21 protein-coding genes are annotated in these 21454 nt (G+C 44.8%); 8 read left to right on the top strand and 13 right to left on the bottom strand.

The features are described from left to right. Window positions 1-14 precede the first annotated feature (14 nt). Together ACWYVB_RS07240 and ACWYVB_RS07235 are read left to right on the top strand one after the other, a co-directional pair. Window positions 15-500, top strand: coding sequence for a sigma-70 family RNA polymerase sigma factor (locus tag ACWYVB_RS07240; RefSeq protein WP_012842407.1), 486 nt, complete (start codon window positions 15-17; stop codon window positions 498-500). A 168-nt stretch (window positions 501-668) separates the two neighbouring features. After that, entirely contained in the window at window positions 669-1364 is a 696-nt protein-coding gene (locus tag ACWYVB_RS07235; RefSeq protein WP_457528521.1) for a VC0807 family protein, read from the top strand. 73 nt (window positions 1365-1437) lie between these two features. Here ACWYVB_RS07235 and ACWYVB_RS07230 read toward each other — a convergent pair whose 3' ends face one another. Both ACWYVB_RS07230 and ACWYVB_RS07225 read right to left on the bottom strand, forming a co-directional pair. After that, window positions 1438-2430, bottom strand: coding sequence for a zinc-dependent alcohol dehydrogenase family protein (locus ACWYVB_RS07230; RefSeq protein ID WP_457528519.1), 993 nt, complete (start codon window positions 2428-2430; stop codon window positions 1438-1440). 88 nt (window positions 2431-2518) lie between these two features. Continuing rightward, complete coding sequence (locus ACWYVB_RS07225; RefSeq protein ID WP_085342603.1) at window positions 2519-3334, bottom strand: AraC family transcriptional regulator; 816 nt, start codon at window positions 3332-3334, stop codon at window positions 2519-2521. 111 nt (window positions 3335-3445) lie between these two features. Between ACWYVB_RS07225 and ACWYVB_RS07220 the strand changes: the two genes are divergently transcribed. Next, window positions 3446-4138 carry an MOSC domain-containing protein gene (locus tag ACWYVB_RS07220; protein WP_085342456.1) on the top strand — a complete coding sequence of 231 codons (693 nt, stop codon included), beginning with the start codon at window positions 3446-3448 and terminating at the stop codon, window positions 4136-4138. Window positions 4139-4189: 51 nt separating this feature from the next. On the opposite strand, the gene ACWYVB_RS07215 is transcribed toward ACWYVB_RS07220, so the two are convergent. The 4 genes from ACWYVB_RS07215 to ACWYVB_RS07200 all read right to left on the bottom strand — a co-directional run bounded on the left by ACWYVB_RS07215 (window position 4190) and on the right by ACWYVB_RS07200 (window position 6506). Continuing rightward, window positions 4190-4687 carry a (R)-mandelonitrile lyase gene (locus ACWYVB_RS07215; RefSeq protein WP_085342455.1) on the bottom strand — a complete coding sequence of 166 codons (498 nt, stop codon included), beginning with the start codon at window positions 4685-4687 and terminating at the stop codon, window positions 4190-4192. 42 nt (window positions 4688-4729) lie between these two features. Further along, window positions 4730-5395, bottom strand: coding sequence for a carboxymuconolactone decarboxylase family protein (locus ACWYVB_RS07210; RefSeq protein ID WP_248380418.1), 666 nt, complete (start codon window positions 5393-5395; stop codon window positions 4730-4732). Window positions 5396-5552: 157 nt separating this feature from the next. Further along, on the bottom strand, window positions 5553-5906 hold the full coding sequence (locus ACWYVB_RS07205; protein WP_254048107.1) for a cyclophilin-like fold protein: 354 nt from the start codon (window positions 5904-5906) through the stop codon (window positions 5553-5555). 150 nt (window positions 5907-6056) lie between these two features. After that, window positions 6057-6506 (bottom strand): cupin domain-containing protein, encoded by a 450-nt coding sequence (locus tag ACWYVB_RS07200; RefSeq protein WP_457528516.1) that lies wholly within the window; start codon window positions 6504-6506, stop codon window positions 6057-6059. A gap of 436 nt (window positions 6507-6942) precedes the next feature. Here ACWYVB_RS07200 and ACWYVB_RS07195 point away from each other — a divergent pair, with 436 nt between their 5' ends. Then, the gene (locus ACWYVB_RS07195; RefSeq protein ID WP_457528514.1) at window positions 6943-7866 is read left to right on the top strand and encodes an AraC family transcriptional regulator N-terminal domain-containing protein; all 924 of its coding nucleotides are present in this window, start codon (window positions 6943-6945) and stop codon (window positions 7864-7866) included. 130 nt (window positions 7867-7996) lie between these two features. On the opposite strand, the gene ACWYVB_RS07190 is transcribed toward ACWYVB_RS07195, so the two are convergent. Further along, window positions 7997-8998 carry an arginine deiminase-related protein gene (locus ACWYVB_RS07190; RefSeq protein WP_457528512.1) on the bottom strand — a complete coding sequence of 334 codons (1002 nt, stop codon included), beginning with the start codon at window positions 8996-8998 and terminating at the stop codon, window positions 7997-7999. A gap of 403 nt (window positions 8999-9401) precedes the next feature. Between ACWYVB_RS07190 and ACWYVB_RS07185 the strand changes: the two genes are divergently transcribed. Together ACWYVB_RS07185 and ACWYVB_RS07180 are read left to right on the top strand one after the other, a co-directional pair. Further along, complete coding sequence (locus ACWYVB_RS07185; protein WP_281190272.1) at window positions 9402-11252, top strand: ABC transporter ATP-binding protein; 1851 nt, start codon at window positions 9402-9404, stop codon at window positions 11250-11252. Between the two features lie 591 nt (window positions 11253-11843). Continuing rightward, the gene (locus tag ACWYVB_RS07180) at window positions 11844-12551 is read left to right on the top strand and encodes a DUF445 domain-containing protein (protein ID WP_005392172.1); all 708 of its coding nucleotides are present in this window, start codon (window positions 11844-11846) and stop codon (window positions 12549-12551) included. 123 nt (window positions 12552-12674) lie between these two features. Here ACWYVB_RS07180 and ACWYVB_RS07175 read toward each other — a convergent pair whose 3' ends face one another. Both ACWYVB_RS07175 and ACWYVB_RS07170 read right to left on the bottom strand, forming a co-directional pair. Next, window positions 12675-13151, bottom strand: a complete 477-nt coding sequence (locus ACWYVB_RS07175; protein WP_006740877.1) for an Lrp/AsnC family transcriptional regulator — start codon at window positions 13149-13151, stop codon at window positions 12675-12677. Window positions 13152-13441: 290 nt separating this feature from the next. Then, window positions 13442-13690 (bottom strand): hypothetical protein, encoded by a 249-nt coding sequence (locus tag ACWYVB_RS07170; protein ID WP_012842405.1) that lies wholly within the window; start codon window positions 13688-13690, stop codon window positions 13442-13444. 384 nt (window positions 13691-14074) lie between these two features. Here ACWYVB_RS07170 and ACWYVB_RS07165 point away from each other — a divergent pair, with 384 nt between their 5' ends. After that, window positions 14075-14629: a GNAT family N-acetyltransferase gene (locus ACWYVB_RS07165; RefSeq protein ID WP_317342002.1), complete on the top strand. Its 555-nt coding sequence runs from the start codon at window positions 14075-14077 to the stop codon at window positions 14627-14629. A 58-nt stretch (window positions 14630-14687) separates the two neighbouring features. Here ACWYVB_RS07165 and ACWYVB_RS07160 read toward each other — a convergent pair whose 3' ends face one another. Continuing rightward, window positions 14688-14927: an RNA recognition motif domain-containing protein gene (locus ACWYVB_RS07160; protein WP_005392166.1), complete on the bottom strand. Its 240-nt coding sequence runs from the start codon at window positions 14925-14927 to the stop codon at window positions 14688-14690. Window positions 14928-15109: 182 nt separating this feature from the next. Here ACWYVB_RS07160 and ACWYVB_RS07155 point away from each other — a divergent pair, with 182 nt between their 5' ends. Continuing rightward, window positions 15110-15643 carry a GNAT family N-acetyltransferase gene (locus tag ACWYVB_RS07155; protein WP_006740879.1) on the top strand — a complete coding sequence of 178 codons (534 nt, stop codon included), beginning with the start codon at window positions 15110-15112 and terminating at the stop codon, window positions 15641-15643. A gap of 124 nt (window positions 15644-15767) precedes the next feature. Here ACWYVB_RS07155 and putP read toward each other — a convergent pair whose 3' ends face one another. The 3 genes from putP to putA form a co-directional block, all read right to left on the bottom strand. Continuing rightward, window positions 15768-17261: a sodium/proline symporter PutP gene (gene putP, locus ACWYVB_RS07150; RefSeq protein ID WP_005392162.1), complete on the bottom strand. Its 1494-nt coding sequence runs from the start codon at window positions 17259-17261 to the stop codon at window positions 15768-15770. 136 nt (window positions 17262-17397) lie between these two features. Then, window positions 17398-18105 carry a 1-pyrroline-5-carboxylate dehydrogenase gene (locus ACWYVB_RS07145; protein WP_006740880.1) on the bottom strand — a complete coding sequence of 236 codons (708 nt, stop codon included), beginning with the start codon at window positions 18103-18105 and terminating at the stop codon, window positions 17398-17400. Between the two features lie 11 nt (window positions 18106-18116). Beyond that, entirely contained in the window at window positions 18117-21248 is a 3132-nt protein-coding gene (gene putA / locus ACWYVB_RS07140; protein WP_457528509.1) for a bifunctional proline dehydrogenase/L-glutamate gamma-semialdehyde dehydrogenase PutA, read from the bottom strand. Window positions 21249-21454: the final 206 nt, after the last annotated feature.

The raw sequence follows: 21454 nt of genomic DNA, 5'->3' as shown, positions 1-21454 counted from the left end.
CTGATCTTAATGCTATGGAAAAACACAAACGATACGAAGCACTGACGAAGGAGCGATACCAAGATATCTATCGTCTCGCATATTGGCTATGCAAAGATCATCACCTTGCTGAAGATTTGGCGCAAGACACCTTCCTGAAAGCGTGGCGATTCTTTGATAACTTAAATGATCCCAATGCCGCGAAGCCTTGGCTCATCACCATTTTGCGTCGTGAGAATGCTCGGCGCTTTGATAAAAAGCAGTACGATTTTGTCGATATTGATGAGTGTGTAATACAGGCAAAAACCTACCCTGGCAGTGACCACGACATGGCACAAGATTGGCTTCAAAAACAAATGATGATTCTCGAACCCAAATACCGAGAGCCATTGGTCTTAAAACTCGTAGTCGGGTTTAATCATAATGAAATTGCTCAAGTATTAGAGCTTAATCACAACACCGTGGCGACTCGATTATTCAGAGCACGCAATCAGATCATTGCGCAGAGGGAGCGCGATTAAGACACAAAAAAAGTAGTCAATCATGTCAACTAACTGGCTATGCTCCGGTCTATTTCATAAGTCGTTACACAACTCGGCGCTTTAACGCTTTACATCAAGCGCGACTAGATGAACACTTCTCGTCAAAGTACAATAACAGCCGACATAGAGTAGAGTCAGTAAAACATTATGAGTAACACAACGGCGAAAAAGCCGAATCCCCTATTCGAGATTCTTTTTAACGTATTCATCCCTTCCTTTATCTTGATGAAGTTTAGCGGCGATGAACACCTAGGAACAGCAATGGCGCTGGTTGTCGCTTTGCTATTTCCTATCATTTACGGCGGTATGGACCTTGTCCGGAACAAGAAATTTAACTTTATTTCTGCACTTGGCTTTATCAGTGTTTTATTAACTGGCGGCATTGGCTTGTTAGAGCTTGATACACGTTGGCTAGCCTTGAAAGAAGCCCTGATCCCTGGCCTGATCGGTTTAGCGGTTTTGGGCTCAACGTTTACCCGTTACCCACTGATGCAGAAGTTAGTACTGAATGACACGGTATTAAATTTATCGCTGATTAACGAACGCTTGAAAGAGAACGGTCAATCAGAGGCATTTGAACGTTGTCTAATGTCATCAAACTATCTGTTTGCGAGTACTTTTGCGTTCTCATCCGCGATGAACTACTTCCTTGCGACTTGGATCGTGACCAGTCCTTCGGGCACGGCTGCCTTTAATGAAGAGTTGGGTAAGATGGCGCTTTACAGCTACCCGATGATTGCAATTCCAAGCATGTTAATGATGTTCGGTATTTTTTATTACATTTGGCGTCAAGTACGTACGATGACATCGCTCGAAACAGAACAAATTTTCCATCTAAAATAGTCCCATCATTACAAATAACCCATCAAAAAAGGGAGGATTTTATCCTCCCTTTTCTCAACAGACTCACTGTAATTCATAGCGTCAAAATGATTTTTCCTGACACTGCCGATGAGCGTTGCTCAACCATTTCAATCGCAGTTTGAAAATCCTCTAGTGGCAGCTCAGACGCTACATTTAACTTTATATCGTTGGCGATAAAGTGGTCTAACATTTCAGCGAATACCGCTTTTCTCCCGCCTTTACCTATCGACTCTTCCCAATATCGCAAAAAGAAGGTGCTAAAGTCGATGTTGTTGGTCTTCATCGATTCAAAAAACGCCGGCGTATAAGGCGCCAACGACAACGTTCCGTAGTTGATGTATTGACCGTTTTCTTTCAAGGTACGAATGAGATACGTGCCAGCCTCACCACCTATCGCATCCAAAGCGGCCGTTGGTTGTGGCAGTTTGCGCGTTTGCAGTTGCACGTGTAAGTCTTGCTTCGCGTCCAACACTGGAATCGTATCGTACGGATACTCGTCTGGCTTTGAAGTGACAGCAATCAGTGTAAAACTCAGTGAATGGGCGAGCTGGGCAAATATCTTACCGATCGCCGAACCCGCCGCATTGATGATCACCACATCCTCTTTGTTCAACTTAGCTACTTTCGTGGTGATAACCCACGCGGTTAGCGCGTTGATATACAACTGGCAGGCATAGCCGTTATCCAAACTCTCAGGTAGCGGAAAAAGATTCTCGGGCGAAGCATCGATGTAGTATTGCCAAGTACCACTCATCGCCACCAACACTTTTTGCCCAACTTGAAGGCCAGTTTGACCGACTGCACTGACTTCCACCACACGCCCAACCGCTTCAAATCCCGGCACGCGAGGTGGTACGTGAACGCGGCGGTATTGCCCAACACCATAAATGGAAAGCAAGTCACTTGGGTTAATGTTTGTAGCTTCGAGCCTCACCCGAATCTTGCCCTGAACAAGCGGTTTGAGGGGCTCTTTTTCCAACGACAGCGACGTTTTGGGCTGACCAAAACAGAATTGATTCACTCGAGTATTTATCGTTGGTGCCATTGTTATTCATACCATGTAATTGAAATTCAAAAAGGAAGTTTCGCGACTTCTACTCAAAAGCATTAAGTGAAGTCGAAGCTCTGTATTTCTACCTGCGCGATGCGCCGTTCACTCTAAACTGTTGTGGCGTCATATCAAAATAGGCTTTAAATGCTTTGATGTAGGATGAGTCGTTTTGATAACCCACTAGGTCTGCAATGGCTTGGATTGGCAACGATTCATCTAACAAAGAAAGCGAGTAAATCAGCCGAATTTGTTGCCGCCAAAGCAGAAATGAAGTGTTGAATTCCTTGGCGAACAACCGTGATAAAGTGCGCTCAGACGCCCCAATTTTCTCCCCCCACTCTTTTAGCGAACAGCTCAACGCGGGCTCGTCAGTCAGTTGCTCGAAAATCAGTTTTAGTCGGCGATCTTGTGGCAGTAATAACTGAAATGTCTGCACGTTGCTTTTCAAAATTTGATCATGCAACACCGCCAGCAAATGCAGTACTTCTTCGTGGCTTGTCTCATTTTCACACTGTCTGCGGATCTCTTGTAAAAGCTCATTTAAAAACGGCGTTAGAGCAATGGTTCTCACTTGTGGCTCGTACATTGCGCCAAACGCAGGGTTAAGGTAAATGCCAACAAAGATCGTGTTACTCAGAGCAATCGACTCGTGTTGAACACCCGCAGGAACAAATAACGCAGAAGTGTGCGGAACCAAATGCTGATAATGCTCCGTTTGTGTTTGCAATAACCCTTTGATAGGAAAGATGATTTGATGCCAAGTGTGTTGGTGCAGCGCATCAATGTAACCTTTTGGCATGTCGATGGTTTTCACCAAAACAGGAGAATGGGGATTAGCGACCATCATCTCATTGGAGGTCATGACGCCTGACTTCGAATCAATTTGGCGAGTTAGCATCGTTGATTGTCTTTTCATCCCTATTCCGACACAAGTTCACTAGGCTATCATGCTCCGCATCGCGAATGAAGGTAAACACTTTATCTCTCATTCCAATAATAAGGAGGTTACATGAAGAAAATCGGCGTCGTAAAAGCTGTGCTAGCAGGGAAAACTGTCCCTTATGCTCATGGAGCGCAAAGCGCAATCAACAAACAAGTGTTGCCCGAGCGCCAGCACGCAACAGAGCTTGGTTTTACCAGTGATGAGCAAGGCGATCCACGCTTTCATGGTGGGATTCAAAAAGCGCTTCATATTTACCCAAGCGAGCACTACCCAATCTGGCAACAAGAATTAGGCGAAAGAACAATTTTCCAATCCGCTGGCGGCTTTGGCGAAAACATCAGCTCCGAGGGCGTCACCGAATCCACGATTTGCTTGAAAGATAAAATTCGCATCGGCTCAACACTACTGGAAGTATCGCAAGGTCGCATGCCTTGTTGGAAACTTAACGTACGCTTTGACCAACACGACATGGCGAGAAGACTGCAAGATACGCTTCGAACAGGCTGGTATTTCCGAGTGTTGGAGGAAGGTGATATCGGTGCAGGTGACAAGATTATTCTGTGTGAAAGACCTTATCCAGAATGGCCACTGGCTCGCATCATGGGGGCGGTTTTCACTGGCAGTTTAGATAGAAAAGAACTCACTCAGCTGTCTGAGCTGCCGTTAGTCGAGTCTTGGGGCCAGTTGGTCGAGCGCCGCCTAGAAACTGGCGAAGTCGAGGATTGGGAAATGCGCTTGGTTGGCCCAACAAGACAATAAAAAACGCAGAGTAAAAGCTCTGCGCTCACTATAAAAACGTGGCCTTAGTTATTACTGTCCTGCTGCATACTGACCATCGGTGACTTGCTCTTTCCAGATAACGTTTTCACCGTCTTTTGACGCCGTAACCACTAGGTGAGTCATTGGCGCATTTGGTGTTGCACCGTGCCAATGGTCGATACCAGGCGGACACCAAACACTATCACCAGAAGCAAATCGAATTACATGCCCATCACGCGTTCCTGTAAGTGCGGTACCGGAAGTGACGATCATGTGTTGTCCTGCAGGGTGAGTATGCCAAGCGGTTCGAGCTCCTGCATCAAAAGTGACATAGGCGGCGCTGTAGTTTGCAACTTCGTTTTCAGGAAACAACATCTCGACGTTAACTTTCCCGGTAAATAGGTTTTCAGGTCCTTGAAACGATTTCTGATCAGCAGAGCGATAAACTTGCTGCGAAGATGAGTTACCATCGGCTGCTTGAGCGATTGGAAGCATAAATCCCGTCGACAACAGCACAGACCAAATAAACAATGATGATTTATTTTTCATAAACGAATTCCTTTCTAATTGATATGATTGGCCAAATAATATTTATTTTTCCAAAACTGTTTTTAGGACCGATTGAGCATTGTTCGACACACTTTCACCACAGCACTCACTTAATACAACAATAAATTCCTCTAACTCTTGAATAGAAACATTGTTATTCATACTGATATTATAGTGAGCTGCTAATTGGCTATTAACACCGTTCATATTTGCTAATGCTGCAATCGTAGCAATTTCACGCTCTTTCCAAGTGAGCACATCGCGTTCAAAAATATCACCAAACAAATGTGCTTTTAGGTATTCATCAATTTGCGGAGAAAAATCGAATAGCGCGCCTTTTACTTCTGCACCAACAAGTTGTGTTTGGTTTTCAGCGCCAAATTCTAAGCTGGTTTTATCGTTAGGTAACGCGCTTGATTCTCGCCCTAAGATATCGGTAATACCTCGGCTTTTACGTTCCTCCAACACCGTCATAAATGTTGCTAGTCCATTCAAACTGCGCGGAAATCCAGCATACGCGTACAACTGAGCCAGCACTTCTTTTGTCTCGTTGACCGTTAGGCCTGCGTCTAACCCATCATTAAGGCTTTGTGTTAGTTTTTCTATTTCACCACTCGCAGTAAAAGCAGAAATAGGAATAATAGCTCGCTCTTTATCACTGAATATTTCTGATGCTGAAGCGATATTCGTTGTGCATAGCGTTGTCATAGTGAGCACCAATATTAATATTGATTTAACAGATTTGTTTAATGATTTCATATCAAAATTCCATTATGTAACGGTGTTCTAATCCATAGAAGTTCTAGAAATATATTTATTAGAGTTCTGATTTCTACATTAATAATTCACATTGTTAACTGGGTCATTAATTTACTTTTTCGATCGTGACACGGTTTGTTTCTTTCGAAATAAAGCAATGAATCCCATCATCGATTTGACCTAATTTAATTAACCCAGACGCGTAACCAAAGTCTTTATAAAAGATAACTAAATTTCCCCAAGGGGCGTAATAAGAGATGTCACCCGCTTTTGATTGAGTTCCAGAAGGTGCGCCTTCGCGAGTTAGCTTATTCGGTAAGTAAGCAATTTTCTCTGTATTTGCGTAGTCTTGTAGATCTAATGTAAGAGGCAATTGACGAACAAAATCGTCTGTACTCGCACTGCTCTTCAATGTGCCTAAAACACTGCAATCATCGAAAATAAAACGAATTTTCACCATATTTTCCTCCAATCCAGCGCTATTAACTTCTGCGTTTACAATGCAGGGGAACATACAGGCACTACTCACCAAAACGCATCTCACCCACTGATTGAAACGGTATGCCTGTCTCATCGAGATTCCCTTTTCTCACTGAAAACTTAGCTCGGGCTACTTTAGTTTCATGTACTCTTGATCAGAGACTGGTTCGCACCATTCATTACTTGCGCCTTCAGCCGGTATTTCTATTGCTACATGTGAGAACCAACTGTCTTTAGCTGCGCCATGCCAATGCTTAGTACCTGGCGCGATATGCACGACATCACCAACATTCAACTCTTGTGCTGGTTGGCCAAATTCCTGATACCAACCTCGCCCTCCTGTCGCTAACAGAATCTGCCCACCTTCATGATGAATATGCCAAAAATTGCGACACCCTGGTTCAAACGTTACGTTCGCCACGATAAGACCAGGCTGATGGAGCAACGCCAGATAACTCGTACCGGTAAAGTAATCCGCATACGCTTCATTCTTTTCACCAAACTCGAAAATGCCTCGACCTTGAAATACACCGGCTTGCAGTACGTCAGGGATTTGAGTATTGCTTTTGTTATTCATCATGACTCCAAATAGTGTTCTTGAGTGCTTACAACTCACCAAACCATGGGTTCACTGTATTGCGCTTTGATAGATGACCGTTAGCCTATTCATTGCTAATACTTGCCCAATATTCCAAACCAATACAAAAGACAACCATACTTGAGACCGGTTAGAAAAAACGGAATAAAAACTCATCTATACATAAGTAGTTGACTATTAAATAATAAAATTCATGACAGACAATTAACCCGCTCAAAAACCAACCAGAAAGATCACTCTCTGATCGCTTAACCTCGAAATAGACACTTGCCCAATATTCTTTACTTAAAGAAATGAACTGTTATAACTATGCTTAATCAAGTCGCTTAGTTGACTCCGAAAAAGCGTTAACTACAAAGGCAGAAATCGCATGCCGTTAACCCCGAACCTGAGGCCAACCAGAGGAGAGCACTGACTTATGCAAGAGGTATCGTCAAACACTTCGTCAACCCTGGCCAGTGCAATAGAAAAGCTTGCCAAGCACATTGAGAAATGGGCAAATGGCGCGAACCAATATGACACAGAAATTCCAGGATTAAGGTTCAGTCGCTGGGCAACCCCAACACCACCGACAAGCTACACCCATAACCCAAGTATTTGCTTAATTGCTCAAGGGAGAAAGCGCGTGTTGTTGGGTGAAGATAGCTTTGTTTACGATGCGAACCACTTTTTGATCTCCTCTGTCGACTTGCCGATTATCGCCAATATCATTGAAGCCAGTGAAGATAAACCTTATTTAGGGGTGATTATGGAGCTGGATCTGACTGAAATATCTCAACTTATTGTCGATAGTGAGCTGACGTTTAATCAAAGCAAAGAAGCACAAAAAGGCATAGCGGTTGGAGAGTTGTCGGAGCCATTACTTGACGCCTTTCTGCGTTTAATAGAGCTGCTGGATGAAGGACAAAGCATCAAAATTTTAGCGCCGATCATTAAACGAGAGATTTTTTATCGACTGTTAATCACCGAACAGGGCGCTCGTCTTAATCAAATCGTAACTGCAGGAAGTCACAGCCATCAAATCGCGAAGGCCATTGATTGGTTGAAGAATAATTTCGTAAAGCCGTTAAGTGTCAGCGAGTTAGCCGCCTACAGTGGCATGAGTAAATCGGCGTTTTATACCCACTTTCGTTCTATGACATCCATGACTCCACTGCAATTTCAAAAGAAATTAAGACTCAGCGAAGCTCGGCGTTTAATGCTGACAGAAAACCTCGATGCCATGGCGACTACGTTTAAAGTGGGTTACGAAAGCCCTTCTCAATTTAGCCGTGAATACAGCCGTTTATTTGGTGCGCCACCATCCAAAGACATCAAGTCTTTGCGCGAGAGTATGGGTTAAGCTCGGAATATCCTAGGAAGAAGCTAGAAAGTGAAACCGTCAGCCTCGTACTGCCTCGAGGCTAACGGTTTTATTATTTGGGAGAGAATGAACGTCACCTGCATTTGCAAGCAAAACTGCGCAATATTGTTTATAACACCGCTTGTCGACTAGGCAAAAATACCTCACCCAACATACAGCGAACCGAGCCACCACCAATAGATTCTATGGTAGAAACATCGAATGGCAGCAATTTACCGTGCGTCGCAAGTTGATTTCTTTGTGCAGGAGAGAAAGCATCGTATGCCGATTGCGACATCGCAATGACTTTGTCTCCATTGATGGTTTCCAACTGAAGAATGTTGCCGCAGAAGTGGTTCATTTGCTCAATCGAAATAGAGATCACTTGTTTATCTTTAGCGAGAGATTTCATCACAAAACGACGCTCAAATTCTGGGATCACTTCGTCACAAATCACGCAGAACTGCTCACCCACAGCCATCATCACGTTGGTATGGTAAATAGGCGCACCAGATGGCAAACGAGTTTGGAAAGAGATCACTCGTTCATAGCCAATACGATCGGCGTAATCTTCTAAAACCAGACGATCACAACGTTGTGAAAGTGCGGCATAGACCGTTTTATTTAAGTGGTCAAAGACCATCACACCCGTGCTTTCTAAATACGCTTGCTCATCAAGATATTCAGTTAGGCTGCTACGTCGATGAACTTCTCGCCCAGCTTGCGCTAGTGCCGCCACAAGCGCATCGGGACGCACTTCTTTTTGACGGTTTTCACAGGCCATTGGAAAGGTGTACAACGTGCCATCTGGCGTAGTGCTAAACCAGTTGTTTGGAAATACCGCGTCTGGCGTCGCAACATCTGAAGCCGGATAATCAAACTCAACAACTTGAACGCCCTCTTGACGCAGCGTTGCTACCATACTCGCGAACTCGGCCATCACTCTACGCGAGACTTCTTCTTGGCTGAGTGACACTTTATGTTGGAACTCATTATCTTGTGCGGTTTCTTCATTAAAACGAAACTCTTTCGGTGGCACCATCACTACGCAGTTTGCGGTTTGGCGCTGAGCACTTTGCGTGCTTTCTTTTTTCCCATTAGCAAATTGGGTCACTGATTCGTGTAATAGCATCCAATACATTCCTTATCACTAGAATGAGGAGATTGTAAATTTATTGTTAACTTCAGTTTTGCTGTTTTCACAATTAATTTAATTATCTAGAAGTAATTTTCACTGAACTTAGCTTATTTCTCCCGAAATTTTATTGTCACTATGCAGGTTTAAGGTTTTATGGCATCGCGATGAACATGCGAAGAATTCATCATAAGAATCAGAACCATAGACAACCACACCCATAACCAACTAGTTACATTTAAAACACAATCGGTTAGACTATTTTTTCGCCCCTCTCGTCAATCCGTCTGCTTTCTCGAGGAGCAGCCAAAAACCCTTATACACGCGACTTCGTCCAAAGCTGCGTGAATCGATGGATTTAGCCACCCCAAATGGCACTGTTTTAACTTTAGGATGAGTTATGTTTAAACGATTTGAAGGCTTTACAGAGCCGTTCCCCAAATCTACACCAGATCAGCCTCCTTCAGGGATGCTCGCTTTTTTACGTTATTATACCCGCGGCTACGAAAAGCCTTTGATCATCATGTCTTTGATGGCCACGATTGTTGCTGTCGTTGAAGTTATGTTGTTTGGCGCGATGGGACAATTGGTTGATTGGTTGTCTACCAGCAATCCAGAAACGTTCTTGCAAGACAATAAAGCAGATTTAATTTTCTACGGAACCTTATTGTTGGTTGTCATGCCCATTTTGGTGATCGTGTATTCGTTGCTCGTTCACCAAACATTATTGGGCAACTATCCAATGTCTATCCGCTGGCTTGCACACCGGTATTTGCTCAATCAAAGCTTAAACTTCTATCAAGATGATTTTGCAGGCCGAGTTGCAACTAAAGTCATGCAAACGTCACTAGCTGTGCGCGAAACCGTCATGAAAGCTATGGATGTGTTTGTTTATGTTACGGTTTACTTCACAAGCATGATAATTATGTTAGCGACGGCAGACTGGCGTTTGATGATCCCAATGATCGTCTGGCTGCTCGCTTACATCGCTATCCAAATCTATTTTGTCCCTAAGCTCAAAGATGTCGCTTCAGCGCAAGCCGATGCACGTTCGACAATGACCGGACGCATCGTCGACAGCTATACCAATATTCAAACGGTCAAACTGTTTTCCCATAGCCAGCGCGAAACCCAATATGCTGAGCAAGGCATGAAGGGATTTTTGAATACGGTCTATCGTCAAATGCGCCTAGTGACCGGCTTCGACGTTGCTGTAGAGATCTCAAACTATATTTTGGTGTTTTCCGTTGCTGCTTTATCGATTTACCTGTGGTTGGATAGCGCAATCAGCGTTGGCGCGATTGCGATTGCTGTTAGCCTTGCATTACGCGTAAATGGTATGTCGATGTGGATCATGTGGGAAGTTGGCGCCCTCTTTGAAAATATGGGAACCGTAGTCGATGGAATGAAAACGCTCTCTAAGCCAATTGATATTAAAGATAAACCAGACGCAAAAGACTTAGTTGTCACTGAAGGTGGCATTCACTTTGATAACGTCAGCTTCCATTACGGTGAGAAAAAAGGCGTGATTAGCCACCTCGATCTCAACATCAAACCAGGAGAGAAAGTAGGCTTGGTTGGGCGCTCCGGCGCCGGAAAATCGACTTTGGTGAACTTGTTACTCCGTTTCCACGATGTCGAAGACGGCAGCATTAAGATCGATGGACAGAACATCTCAGAAGTCACACAAGACTCTTTGCGTTCAAAGATCGGTATGGTGACCCAAGATACTTCTCTGCTGCACCGCTCTATTCGCGACAATATTTTGTATGGCAACCCAGATGCGACAGAAGAAGATTTGCTGAAAGCCACTAAGCAAGCGCATGCCCATGAGTTTATTGAAACTCTGACCGACCCATTTGGTAATGTCGGATACGATGCGCAAGTTGGTGAACGTGGTGTGAAACTGTCTGGCGGCCAACGTCAGCGTATCGCAATATCTCGTGTGCTACTCAAAGATGCACCATTGTTGGTACTGGATGAAGCAACATCGGCTCTGGATTCAGAAGTCGAAGCAGCCATCCAGGAAAGCTTGAATGAGTTAATGCAAGGAAAAACCGTTATTGCGATTGCGCACCGATTGTCGACCATAGCACAAATGGATCGCCTCATCGTGCTAGATAAAGGCAGTATTGTTGAGCAAGGTTCTCACCAAGAGCTCATCGCGAACAACGGTATTTATGCCCAGCTTTGGGCGCATCAAACTGGCGGATTTATCGCTGAAGAGTTAGAAAATCAACACGTTTCTTAATTAGCGAGAAACCCAATAAAAACGGCGCATGAAGCGCCGTTTTTCATTTTTATTAATAAACCTATACTCATATAGCCATTATAGTTTCTCATATATGAAACACCCTCCATGATAAAGCTCACATTTTTTCTGCTAATATACCGCCTCGTTGCGTATCCATTGCAATGAACACAATACAGAGTTTTGAGCCGTCTTCATTTGTCATTTCACTTTTTGAGAAACAGCTATACTCAATAGATGGCTTAGTTATTAGATTAACAATAAGGTAATTAGCTTATGTGTAAATGTGGTTCAATGCAGATCGTACAACTCAAACCAAGTTGGGCTGACAAGCTATTCGGCTACTCAGAAAGATGGAAATGCCAACTTTGTTGTAAGATCTACCGCATCTAAAATTAAAAATAGAATCTTAGTTTTTCTAAGAAAAAGCAGTGGCCCGACAGTAATTGTCGGGTTTTGTTTTTCTGTACATCCATTTTTATCCCTTCGCAACACGGTCACTCATCACGGCAAAACCTAGCATCTCAATGTGACTTAGGTATAGAATCAGGCCCACTTATTTATTCCGATATTCACATATAACTGGTCACTATGAACAAAAGTTTGCTAACGAATGTCCTCGCTATCGCTTTGATGGCTGGAGGTCATCAATTACAAAACGACTACCTTTGGTATGCGGGACTGTTTGCGTTCTCAGGCGCCATCACTAACTGGCTTGCCATCCACATGCTGTTTGAAAAAGTGCCTGGATTATACGGTTCTGGCGTGATCCCCGCGCGATTTGAAGAGTTTAAACTGGCTATCAAAAACTTGATGATGGAGCAGTTCTTTACCGAAGCGAACATCGATCGATTCTTGAACAAAGAAATGGCGGGCGGTGTAAACATCGATCTTCAACCTGTGATTGAGAAAGTGGATTTAAACCCAGCGTTTGACTCTTTGGTAGAAGTGATCGAAGGCTCTCAATTTGGCGGCATGCTAGCGATGTTTGGCGGCGCGGAGGCATTACAACCTATGCGGCAGCCTTTCGTCGAAAAGATGCAAGAATCCATTATTGAGTTGAGCAAGAGCGATAACATCAAAGAAGCACTGAAAGAGCAGTTCGAGTCTCCTGCTATGATGGATGAAATAAAGCAGAACATTGAAGGCATCATTGATCAGCGCTTGAGCGAATTAACACCCGCACTAGTCAAAGAAATGGTGCAAAAAATGATTAAAGAACACCTTGGCTGGCTAGTCGTTTGGGGCGGTGTTTTTGGCGGTTTAATTGGCGTTATCAGCACCTTTATCGGCGCATAGTCGCTCACCGATTTATCAAAAAGGAGCTTCGGCTCCTTTTTGATCTTGAAAAAGTAATCCGCCAAGTCACGTTAAATAATATGCTCAACGCATAAGCGCTGTAGTCATAGACATCAGCCTCGCCTAACCAAGGAGCTCCGGGTTCACGCCAAATCCTGTTTTATGTTCTTCAATTACCACTTCACTGCGAGTCTGGATTACGCCCGGAAGCGTGCCTAACTTACTCGACATAAACTCCTGATACGCTTTCATGCTCTTAACACGAACCTTTATCATGGTATCGAAGTCCCCAGAGAGCGAATAACACTCTTCAATTTCCGGCATCAATTCGACGGCTTTCGCAAACTTTTCAAAAATGGAAAAACTGGTTTGGTCTAAGCGAATATGGATGAATACTTGCACATCCAACCCTAATTTTTCCGCATTCAGCTCAGCATGGTAGCCATTGATATACCCCTCTTTTTCTAGCCGCTTCACGCGGTCAGAACATGGCGAGGTCGTTAAGTTGATCTGCTTTGCGAGTTCAACAACTGGAATTCTGCCTCTTGAATGAAGCACTCTCAAAATGTGTAAATCAATCCGGTCCAATTGGTAACTCATTAACCACATCCTTGTAACCACTCAGGAAGCATCACATTAATCGTTGCTTAAACAATTGCAAACCATCAAATGCACAGCATGTGAAATTCAGCAGAGAATAATTAGAAAATAACTAAGGAAGGAAAGGGCTGCGATTACTGCCGCTCTCTCCATAACCGAGTATGAAGAACAAAAGTAATCTAGCGGCTCCCGTAGAGTCGCAAATTTGAAAGCGTGTGATACGCCTTTATAGATCTGGCGTGCGGGACAAGCCGCCCTGTTTAGCTATTAATCATAGCTATCGCTCTGAATTAGAGAGCTGCCGACGTATGCCTGGTAGGATGAGGAATCACTTCTCCAATTGCACGATGATTACAGCATCGGCAGTAGTATTGTGGTTCCATCTCGTAGTAGTGTTCACCTGATACAAATTTCGCCATCAGCTGTGTAAAACTCACCACTTTACCTGTCAACGAATCAACGGGCTGTGGCTCGCAACGCTTCATGATCACTTTATGTTGCGTTGATTTTCTACAAGCTGCGCAATATATATCCGGCATTTCTCTTCTCCCTGTTTTTCAGTACTACTGACAATTGACATATTTTGTTCAAAATAATTCCACAATAAAAAAGCCCCTTTAATTTTTTGTGTCCTATCTTCAAAAAATTGGACGAAAGTATCAAAAAATTGAGACATTGGTCAGACCTCAACTTTTGTACCATTATTATGAACGAACGCACTTATGTGTGTAATAATACGACACATCACACATAAGCAATTGTTGCTACTCGCTATTTCAATCTGCAATGAACAGTTCTATGGCGTTTTAAATATGGCTTTCACTCACATTTCCTATTCAGGCATTACTTGGTTGTTTAAACATGCCTGATTTACAGTGTGAATCTGCAATTTCCACGATACTGACGCATCTCAAGGACGCACGATGACGCTTCAACCAACACTCACGACACAAAGGCTTATTCTTCGCCCATTTCATCCGACAGACAGCGAAAAAGTCGCACGACTCGCAGGAGACAAGAGCATTGCAGATATGACGGCAAATATTCCTCATCCCTATGAAGAGCCGATGGCACAAGTTTGGATTAAGAGCCATGTTGGCCTATATCACCAACGTAGTGGGGTCATATATGCCATTACTCAACGTCAAGACGATGCGTTAATTGGTGCTGTTAGTCTGCTAAACATCTCCGAGGGAGTCGGCACATTAGGGTATTGGCTTGGCGTCGATTATTGGGGGAATGGGTTGGCTCAAGAAGCGTCAATGGCTTTAATTCAATTCGCCAGACCACATTTTGAGTTATCGGGCCTAAAAGCGATGCACTTGGTCGAAAACAGACAATCCCAATCAGTCATTCAAAAATTGGGCATGACGTATATCGACAATCACATCATCAAAATGCAGGGAAAAGAACGAGAAGTCTGTGTATACCAACAAATATTTTCGCCTCAAGTAACCGTAGCGACCTCTCAAAATTAAGGCACTAAAAAACCAGCCTCTCAGCTGGTTTTATCTTTCACCTTGAAAGGCATAAATACTAGTCTTGTGCGACTTTCACACGAATCTTGCTCTTGTGTACTGAAGACAGGTTTAGTGCCTCCAACGCCGCAACGGCTTCGGCTTCATCCGGCATGATCACAAAACCAAACCCTTTTGATAAACCCGTTTCTTGATCAAGCACGACGGTGCAAAGCTCAACTTTGCCGTAGTTTGAGAACAGAGTACGGATGTCTTGCTCTGTCGTCTCACGAGCTAAGTTTCTTACTAGAAGTTTCATATTAAACCATTTTATGTTTATAACGCCTCAATTCTCTCAGCTTCTCCCTTACAAACCAAGTGAATAATGTTCTTGCGAAGGCTAGATGTCTCTAAGTGTTTCTGTTTAAATGATTTTTAGTGATAACGCTCTGAATCCTGCATTACGAGACGATTGGAGTATAAAAGCCTAGGAGATTCGACATGGAAACCAAACGTTTAAAGCTCATCCCAGCTTGCTTGGAACGTGCAGAAGAAGCACATCAGGCCGTTGTTCGTAGCCAAAAAACGCTTGAAGTTTACCTGCCATGGGTACCTCACGTGCTCACTTTAGAAGCGATGATTGCAGGAACAGAGAAAGCCATCGCAAACTTTGAAAACTTCGAAGAAGAGTTACGCTACTACCTAATCGACAAGGAAAGCGATCGTTTACTCGGCGCCATTGGGTTAATGATCCATGATCAAGAGATACCGGCATTTGAAATTGGCTATTGGCTTGATGATCGCGCGGTAGGCTACGGTTATATCTCTGAGGCGGTAGCGGCGATTGAAAACTATGCATTCGAAGCGTTGGACGCGAAAAGAATCGCGATTTTAGCCGATGCGAACAACCGCAAAAGTCGTGCGGTTGCTGAGCGCTGTGGGTATGAGTTTGAAGGTGAGCTACGCAATGCTCGGCGTGCGCCTTCTGGCGAGCTGAGTAACACCGTTATTTACGCCAAAGTTCGTCGTGACTAACACACTCACAAAGAATAAAGCGACGTGACAGTCTGGCCTCAAGCAATCACCATTAACGTTTATTAAGTTCAGATAAAACAAAGCCCGCTGTATAAGCGGGCTTTGTGTTCGTAAAAGGAAGTAATTAGTCTAGTTCAACTAGTTTCTTCTCGTACGATTGATGTTGGTCTAATACGTCTTGCGCTGCACCGCCTGTCGCTTTGCTGATAACAACGATAGCAAGCGTAGAGAAGATGATGCCCGGTACGATTTCGTACACATCAAACCAACCGCCAGTTAGCTGCTTCCAAACTACGATAGTGATACCACCAACAAGGATACCTGCTAGTGCGCCGTTACGGTTCATACCGCTCCAGTAAAGGCTAAGTACAACCGCAGGACCAAATGCAGCACCGAAGCCAGCCCAAGCGTAAGAAACAAGACCAAGTACTGAACTATCTGGTGTCATTGCTAGGAATAGCGCAACAAGCGAAATCACGATAACGCCGATACGGCCAATCATTACGATTTCTTCAGAAGAGGCTTCTGGCTTGAATACTTGCTTGTAGAAATCTTCTGCAAGCGCTGAAGATGAAACAAGAAGCTGTGAGTCTGCTGTACTCATTACCGCCGCTAGGATTGCTGCTAACAACATACCCGCAACGACAGGGTGGAATACTGCGTTAACCAATAACATGAAGATCTTCTCGCCATCTTCTAGTTGAGTGCCCGGATGACCCGTAACCCAAACCAGACCGACAAGACCAACAAGCATTGCACCAACCATAGATAGTGCAGTCCAAATCACAGCGATACGACGTGCAGTCGTTAGATCTTTGTTTGAACGAGACGCTTTAAAACGCGCTAGGATGTGTGGCTGACCAAAGTAACCAAGACCCCATGCCGCTAAAGAGATGATAGCAATCGCAGACAGTGGTTCGCCTTTGGCGTCATTCCATAGCGTTGCAAGTTCTGGGTTGATGTCATGCAGATCAGAAGTTAGCTGACCTAGACCACCGTCCATAACAGCAACAGGAACAATCATTAGCGCAGCGGCCATTAGCAGACCTTGCACTAAGTCAGTCCAAGATACCGCAAGGAAACCACCGAATAGTGTGTAAGAAACCACACACACCGTACCGATGATAACAGCGTAAGTGTAATCTAGACCGAATACCGTCTCAAACAGTTTGCCCCCTGCGACCAAACCTGAGCTGGTGTAGAAAAGGAAAAATAGAAGAATGAAAAACGCAGAGATTGTCTGGATCAGTTTCGACTTATCGTTGAAGCGACGTGACAGGAACTCTGGCAACGTTAACGCGTCAGTTTGGATACTGTAGGTACGTAGGCGTTTTGCACTGATGAGCCAGTTTGCCCATGTACCAAGAAGTAGACCGCCGGCTAACCAGAAGGCCTCGATACCCGCAGCGTACGCATAGCCAGGCAAGCCTAGCAGCAACCAGCCACTCATATCTGAAGCACCTGCAGATAATGCAGCAGGCCACGGACCTAGGCTACGGCCACCTAGGAAGTAATCAGATGAATTGGAAGTCCTCTTATACGCGTAAACGCCAATAGCAACCATAATCAGTAAATACGCCACAAAAGTGGACGTGATAGCAAAGCTATTTTCTATCATTAGATAGTCCTCGTTATAATTATTTCCTTCCTTGCCTGCCCTGATATTTTACCGTCTCAGCAATACATCAGAGTATAAGAAACCAATCTGGACCGGCTCTCAGTCCAGTTACTCCAGATTGGTATCACAAGTCAGGTTAGTGAGTTTCGTTCCCCAACTCGAGTAGAGTCGCGTTACCACCCACCGCGGTAATATTTATCGTTCGAGTGCGCTCGGTAATGAAGCGCAACGAGAGATGAGGATCATGAGCCAATTTCGGTGACTCTAAATCCGTTTCAGAAACTAAGCCGACGATTGCACCGTCACGCTTAGCTAGTTGAAGATTGAGCGCATGCTCAACCTGTGAACGCCCAACATAACCCACACTACGTACATCGCTCTCAAGCAACGGGGCAGACGCATCGTACGCAACAACCTGGACTAAGTTAGATGGGAAGTTTGCCAACGCTACAGCTTGCTTAACCAGTTGGTTTAGCTCTGCATTGTCACTGCAAACGACCACACTGTTGCCTGCAATTAAGGCACAGGTGATCATCGCAAAAGCACTGTATAACGCATTATCAGCAGGCTCGATGTTGTTTTCACAAATCACCAAAGCCACACCGCGTCCTGCGGCATACAGTTCGTTAGTTTCCCCTGTAGGGCCAACTAACTGGTGAGTTTCTGCAAGAAGAGTTGATGCTTGTTGCAAGTGGTAAGAAACCACTTTGGCAACGGTAGACTGCTGCCCTTCTAATGCAGATTTAAATGCCAGAACATGCTCGCATTTGTAATCAAAATCAGTCAGATTCCACTGCTCCCACGCAGAGAATGCATCTTTAAAATAGGTGATCTGATGAACCATAATGCGACTCCTTATGCGTTTTCTGCTTGAGCAAGAAGATGTTGAGTAAAGCGGAATAGGTAGTGTGGACCACCAGCTTTCGGGCCAGTACCCGACAAGCCTTGACCACCAAACGGCTGTACGCCAACCACAGCACCAACTTGGTCTCGGTTGATGTAGCAGTTACCCACTCGAGCGTGTTTCTCAATCCAACGGTACGTGGTTTCGTTACGGCTATGGATACCCATCGTCAAGCCAAAACCCGTCTTGTTGATCTGCGCAACCACGTTCGGTAATTCAGAGGCTTTAAAGCGAACAATGTGCAAGATTGGACCAAATTGTTCTTCTTTCAGCACATCGATGCCCGAGATTTCAAACGCACTTGGTGAGACAAAGTCACCATGCTGGCACGATTCATCCAGCTGTAGCTGAGCGACTTTAGTCTGTGTTTTGCTCATTTGCTCAAGGTGAGCAAGGAGTTTTTGTTTCGCATTGCTGTCGATAACCGGACCAACATCCGTTTTGTGTAGGTAAGGTAAACCAACATGCAGCTCATTCATCGCACCTTGAATCAGGTTGATCATACGGTCTGCTACATCTTCTTGTACAAATAGAACACGAAGGGCAGAACAACGCTGACCGGCAGATGCAAACGCCGAACGAATCACATCACGCACCACCTGCTCTGGCAATGCAGTACTGTCCACGATCATTGCGTTTTGACCACCTGTTTCCGCAATAAACGGAACCGGTTTCGCGCTGCGCTCCGCAAGCGTGACGTTAATGCGTTGCGCAGTTGCCGTTGAACCAGTGAATGCCACACCAGCAATAGCATCATGAGAAGTCAGTGCATGACCAATCTCAGCGCCGCGACCAGTAAGTAACTGAATCACACCAGCAGGGAAGCCAGCATCAAGCATTAATTCAATAGCGCGAGCGGCGATTAAGCTTGTTTGCTCAGCAGGTTTTGCAACCACAGTGTTACCCGCAATCAGTGCTGCCGTTACCTGACCAAGGAAGATAGCCAGAGGGAAGTTCCAAGGGCTGATACACACAAACACACCAAGACCTTCACGGCTAGAAATGCGTTTCACACCGTCAAAACCTTCTAGCTCAAATGGCTGTAGGTTTTGCGCTTGTTTCGCGTAATAACGACAGAAATCCACTGCTTCACGAACTTCATCAATGCTATCGTGAATCGTCTTGCCCGCTTCTTTGTGACAAATCGCCACCAGCTCAGCCAGATTTTCTTCCATTAAGTCAGCAAGCTTTTCTAAACAAGCCGCTTTTTGCTCAACAGGAACACCTTTCCAATCAGAGAAAGCAGTTTGCGCCGCATCAATTGCAGCGGAAACATGATCAAGTGTTGCAAATGCCACCTTGCCGACTTCAATTCGGCGATCGTACGGTGCGGTGATGATCTCAGCCGTATTTTCCTTGATCATGCTTTCGGCAAAACGCTCACCATTGATCATCGGGCCTGCAACCCACTGATTGTCCATGAAGCTTTCTACTTGCGCTTCAAATGGCTTCGCCTCACTGTCGATATCAATGTTGACGCCGTATGAGTTCTTACGCTCAGGGAAGATGTCGGCAGGTAATGGGATCTTGTCGTTGTGTAGCGTGTCAAAACCCGTCAACACATCAACAGGGTGATGAGTCAACTCGTAAATCGGACAACGCGCATCAACCAGACGGTGTACAAACGAGCTGTTTGCGCCATTTTCAAGCAGACGACGAACCAAGTACGGAAGAAGATCAGCATGGCTACCGACAGGAGCGTAAATACGTACTGGCTGACCATACATTTCCATAACATGGTTATACAGTGAATCACCCATACCATGTAGACGCTGGAACTCGTACTCTTTGTGCTCAGCCATAACGGCGATTGCCGTCACCGTGTGAGCATTGTGGCTTGCAAATTGCGGATAGATATTACCGCGAACACCTTCGCTAAGTAGGAAACGAGCACAAGCTAGGTACGCAACGTCCGTCGCTTCTTTGCGAGTGTATACCGGGTAATTAGCGTAACCCGCTTGTTGAGACCACTTGATTTCGCTGTCCCAGTACGCGCCTTTAACCAAACGCAGCGGAATAAGGTCACCCTGCTCTTTTGCGAGTGCGTTTAGCCACACCAAGACTGGTAGAGCACGTTTTGAGTAGGCTTGAATAACCAAACCAAACTTGCCCCAACCTTTCACAAGATCGCTACGGTACACTTTCTCAAATAGCTTCAGAGAAAGCTCAAGACGATCCGCTTCTTCTGCATCGATTGTGATTGCAACGTCGACTTCAATTGCACGTTTCAATAGCTGCATTAGTGAGTCATACAACTCTGTCATTACACGTTCTTCATTTGCGACTTCGTAGCGCGGATGTAATGCAGAAAGCTTGATGGAAATCGAAGGCGCAGGACTGGTGTCATTGCCGTAAGTCTCTCGACCTACCGCTTCGATCGCCATTAGGTAATCTTTGAAGTACTTGTTCGCGTCCGCTGTAGTTAACGCCGCCTCACCTAACATATCAAATGAGTAGGTGAAACCTTTGTCGCGCATTGGGCGACCGTTCTTTTGCGCTTCTTCTATCGTACGACCACGAACAAACTGGTGACCCATAATCTTCATTGCCTGATACATGGCTTTACGAATCACAGGCTCAGAGAATTTATTTACCAGACGGTTTACAGCCTGACCTGGGCTCTGGGTGCCTTGCTCACCAAGACCAACCACTTTACCTGTTAGCATGAGGCCCCATGTTGATGCGTTAACAAACACAGAGTCAGAGTTTTTCAGGTGAGATTTCCAGTCTGCGACGCTCAACTTATCTTTAATCAAAGAATCTGCTGTCGCGGCATCTGGGATGCGCATTAATGCTTCTGCAAGACACATCAGCAAGATACCTTCTTGAGTATCTAAGCTGTATTCCAACAATAGAGCATCAATCATCTGGATTGACTTCTTATCGGCACGAATGGCTTCGATAAGTTGGGTCGTTTGGGTAGTGATCGCCGATTTTTCATCCTCTGTCGGCGTCGCTAGTGGCAATAGTTGCTCTAGCCATTGAGACTCGTCCACCATATACAATGGCGAGATCAGTGACCACAACTTATCAAGCGGCTGCCCGATAAATTCCGGTGTCAACACGTTCGTAGCTGTAAACATGTGTGTTCCTCAATCTCACTCCTCGAAAACCGCTTCGAGGATTATCAATGGCTGGCAGTGTATTTTGAGGCCGATAAGAATACTTGTCAAAAACTACGACATTTTTGCCAAAAACTCGCTTTTATAACAAAACATCCACATAGTCACATTCAAATAGGTAATATTTTGTGTTGTAAATTTTAATTTTTTCATTGCAATCACAACAA

Source organism: Vibrio sp. JZG10 (genome assembly GCF_054064075.1).
The sequence above is the reverse complement of the archived record's forward strand: the minus strand, read 5'-3'. Positions and strand labels throughout refer to the sequence as shown.

Excerpts from the sequence above, each read along its gene's own strand:
- ACWYVB_RS07230 (WP_457528519.1), bottom strand. The coding sequence starts at position 2,430 with ATGGCACCAACGATAAATACTCGAGTGAATCAATTCTGTTTTGGTCAG.
- putA (WP_457528509.1), bottom strand. The coding sequence starts at position 21,248 with ATGTTTACAGCTACGAACGTGTTGACACCGGAATTTATCGGGCAGCCG.
- ACWYVB_RS07170 (WP_012842405.1), bottom strand. The coding sequence starts at position 13,690 with ATGCCGGATATATATTGCGCAGCTTGTAGAAAATCAACGCAACATAAA.
- ACWYVB_RS07215 (WP_085342455.1), bottom strand. The coding sequence starts at position 4,687 with ATGAAAAATAAATCATCATTGTTTATTTGGTCTGTGCTGTTGTCGACG.
- ACWYVB_RS07200 (WP_457528516.1), bottom strand. The coding sequence starts at position 6,506 with ATGATGAATAACAAAAGCAATACTCAAATCCCTGACGTACTGCAAGCC.
- ACWYVB_RS07220 (WP_085342456.1), top strand. The coding sequence starts at position 3,446 with ATGAAGAAAATCGGCGTCGTAAAAGCTGTGCTAGCAGGGAAAACTGTC.
- ACWYVB_RS07210 (WP_248380418.1), bottom strand. The coding sequence starts at position 5,395 with ATGACAACGCTATGCACAACGAATATCGCTTCAGCATCAGAAATATTC.
- ACWYVB_RS07180 (WP_005392172.1), top strand. The coding sequence starts at position 11,844 with ATGAACAAAAGTTTGCTAACGAATGTCCTCGCTATCGCTTTGATGGCT.
- putP (WP_005392162.1), bottom strand. The coding sequence starts at position 17,261 with ATGATAGAAAATAGCTTTGCTATCACGTCCACTTTTGTGGCGTATTTA.
- ACWYVB_RS07205 (WP_254048107.1), bottom strand. The coding sequence starts at position 5,906 with ATGGTGAAAATTCGTTTTATTTTCGATGATTGCAGTGTTTTAGGCACA.
- ACWYVB_RS07160 (WP_005392166.1), bottom strand. The coding sequence starts at position 14,927 with ATGAAACTTCTAGTAAGAAACTTAGCTCGTGAGACGACAGAGCAAGAC.
- ACWYVB_RS07175 (WP_006740877.1), bottom strand. The coding sequence starts at position 13,151 with ATGAGTTACCAATTGGACCGGATTGATTTACACATTTTGAGAGTGCTT.
- ACWYVB_RS07190 (WP_457528512.1), bottom strand. The coding sequence starts at position 8,998 with ATGCTATTACACGAATCAGTGACCCAATTTGCTAATGGGAAAAAAGAA.
- ACWYVB_RS07145 (WP_006740880.1), bottom strand. The coding sequence starts at position 18,105 with ATGGTTCATCAGATCACCTATTTTAAAGATGCATTCTCTGCGTGGGAG.
- ACWYVB_RS07225 (WP_085342603.1), bottom strand. The coding sequence starts at position 3,334 with ATGCTAACTCGCCAAATTGATTCGAAGTCAGGCGTCATGACCTCCAAT.
- ACWYVB_RS07240 (WP_012842407.1), top strand. The coding sequence starts at position 15 with ATGGAAAAACACAAACGATACGAAGCACTGACGAAGGAGCGATACCAA.
- ACWYVB_RS07195 (WP_457528514.1), top strand. The coding sequence starts at position 6,943 with ATGCAAGAGGTATCGTCAAACACTTCGTCAACCCTGGCCAGTGCAATA.
- ACWYVB_RS07235 (WP_457528521.1), top strand. The coding sequence starts at position 669 with ATGAGTAACACAACGGCGAAAAAGCCGAATCCCCTATTCGAGATTCTT.
- ACWYVB_RS07155 (WP_006740879.1), top strand. The coding sequence starts at position 15,110 with ATGGAAACCAAACGTTTAAAGCTCATCCCAGCTTGCTTGGAACGTGCA.
- ACWYVB_RS07185 (WP_281190272.1), top strand. The coding sequence starts at position 9,402 with ATGTTTAAACGATTTGAAGGCTTTACAGAGCCGTTCCCCAAATCTACA.
- ACWYVB_RS07165 (WP_317342002.1), top strand. The coding sequence starts at position 14,075 with ATGACGCTTCAACCAACACTCACGACACAAAGGCTTATTCTTCGCCCA.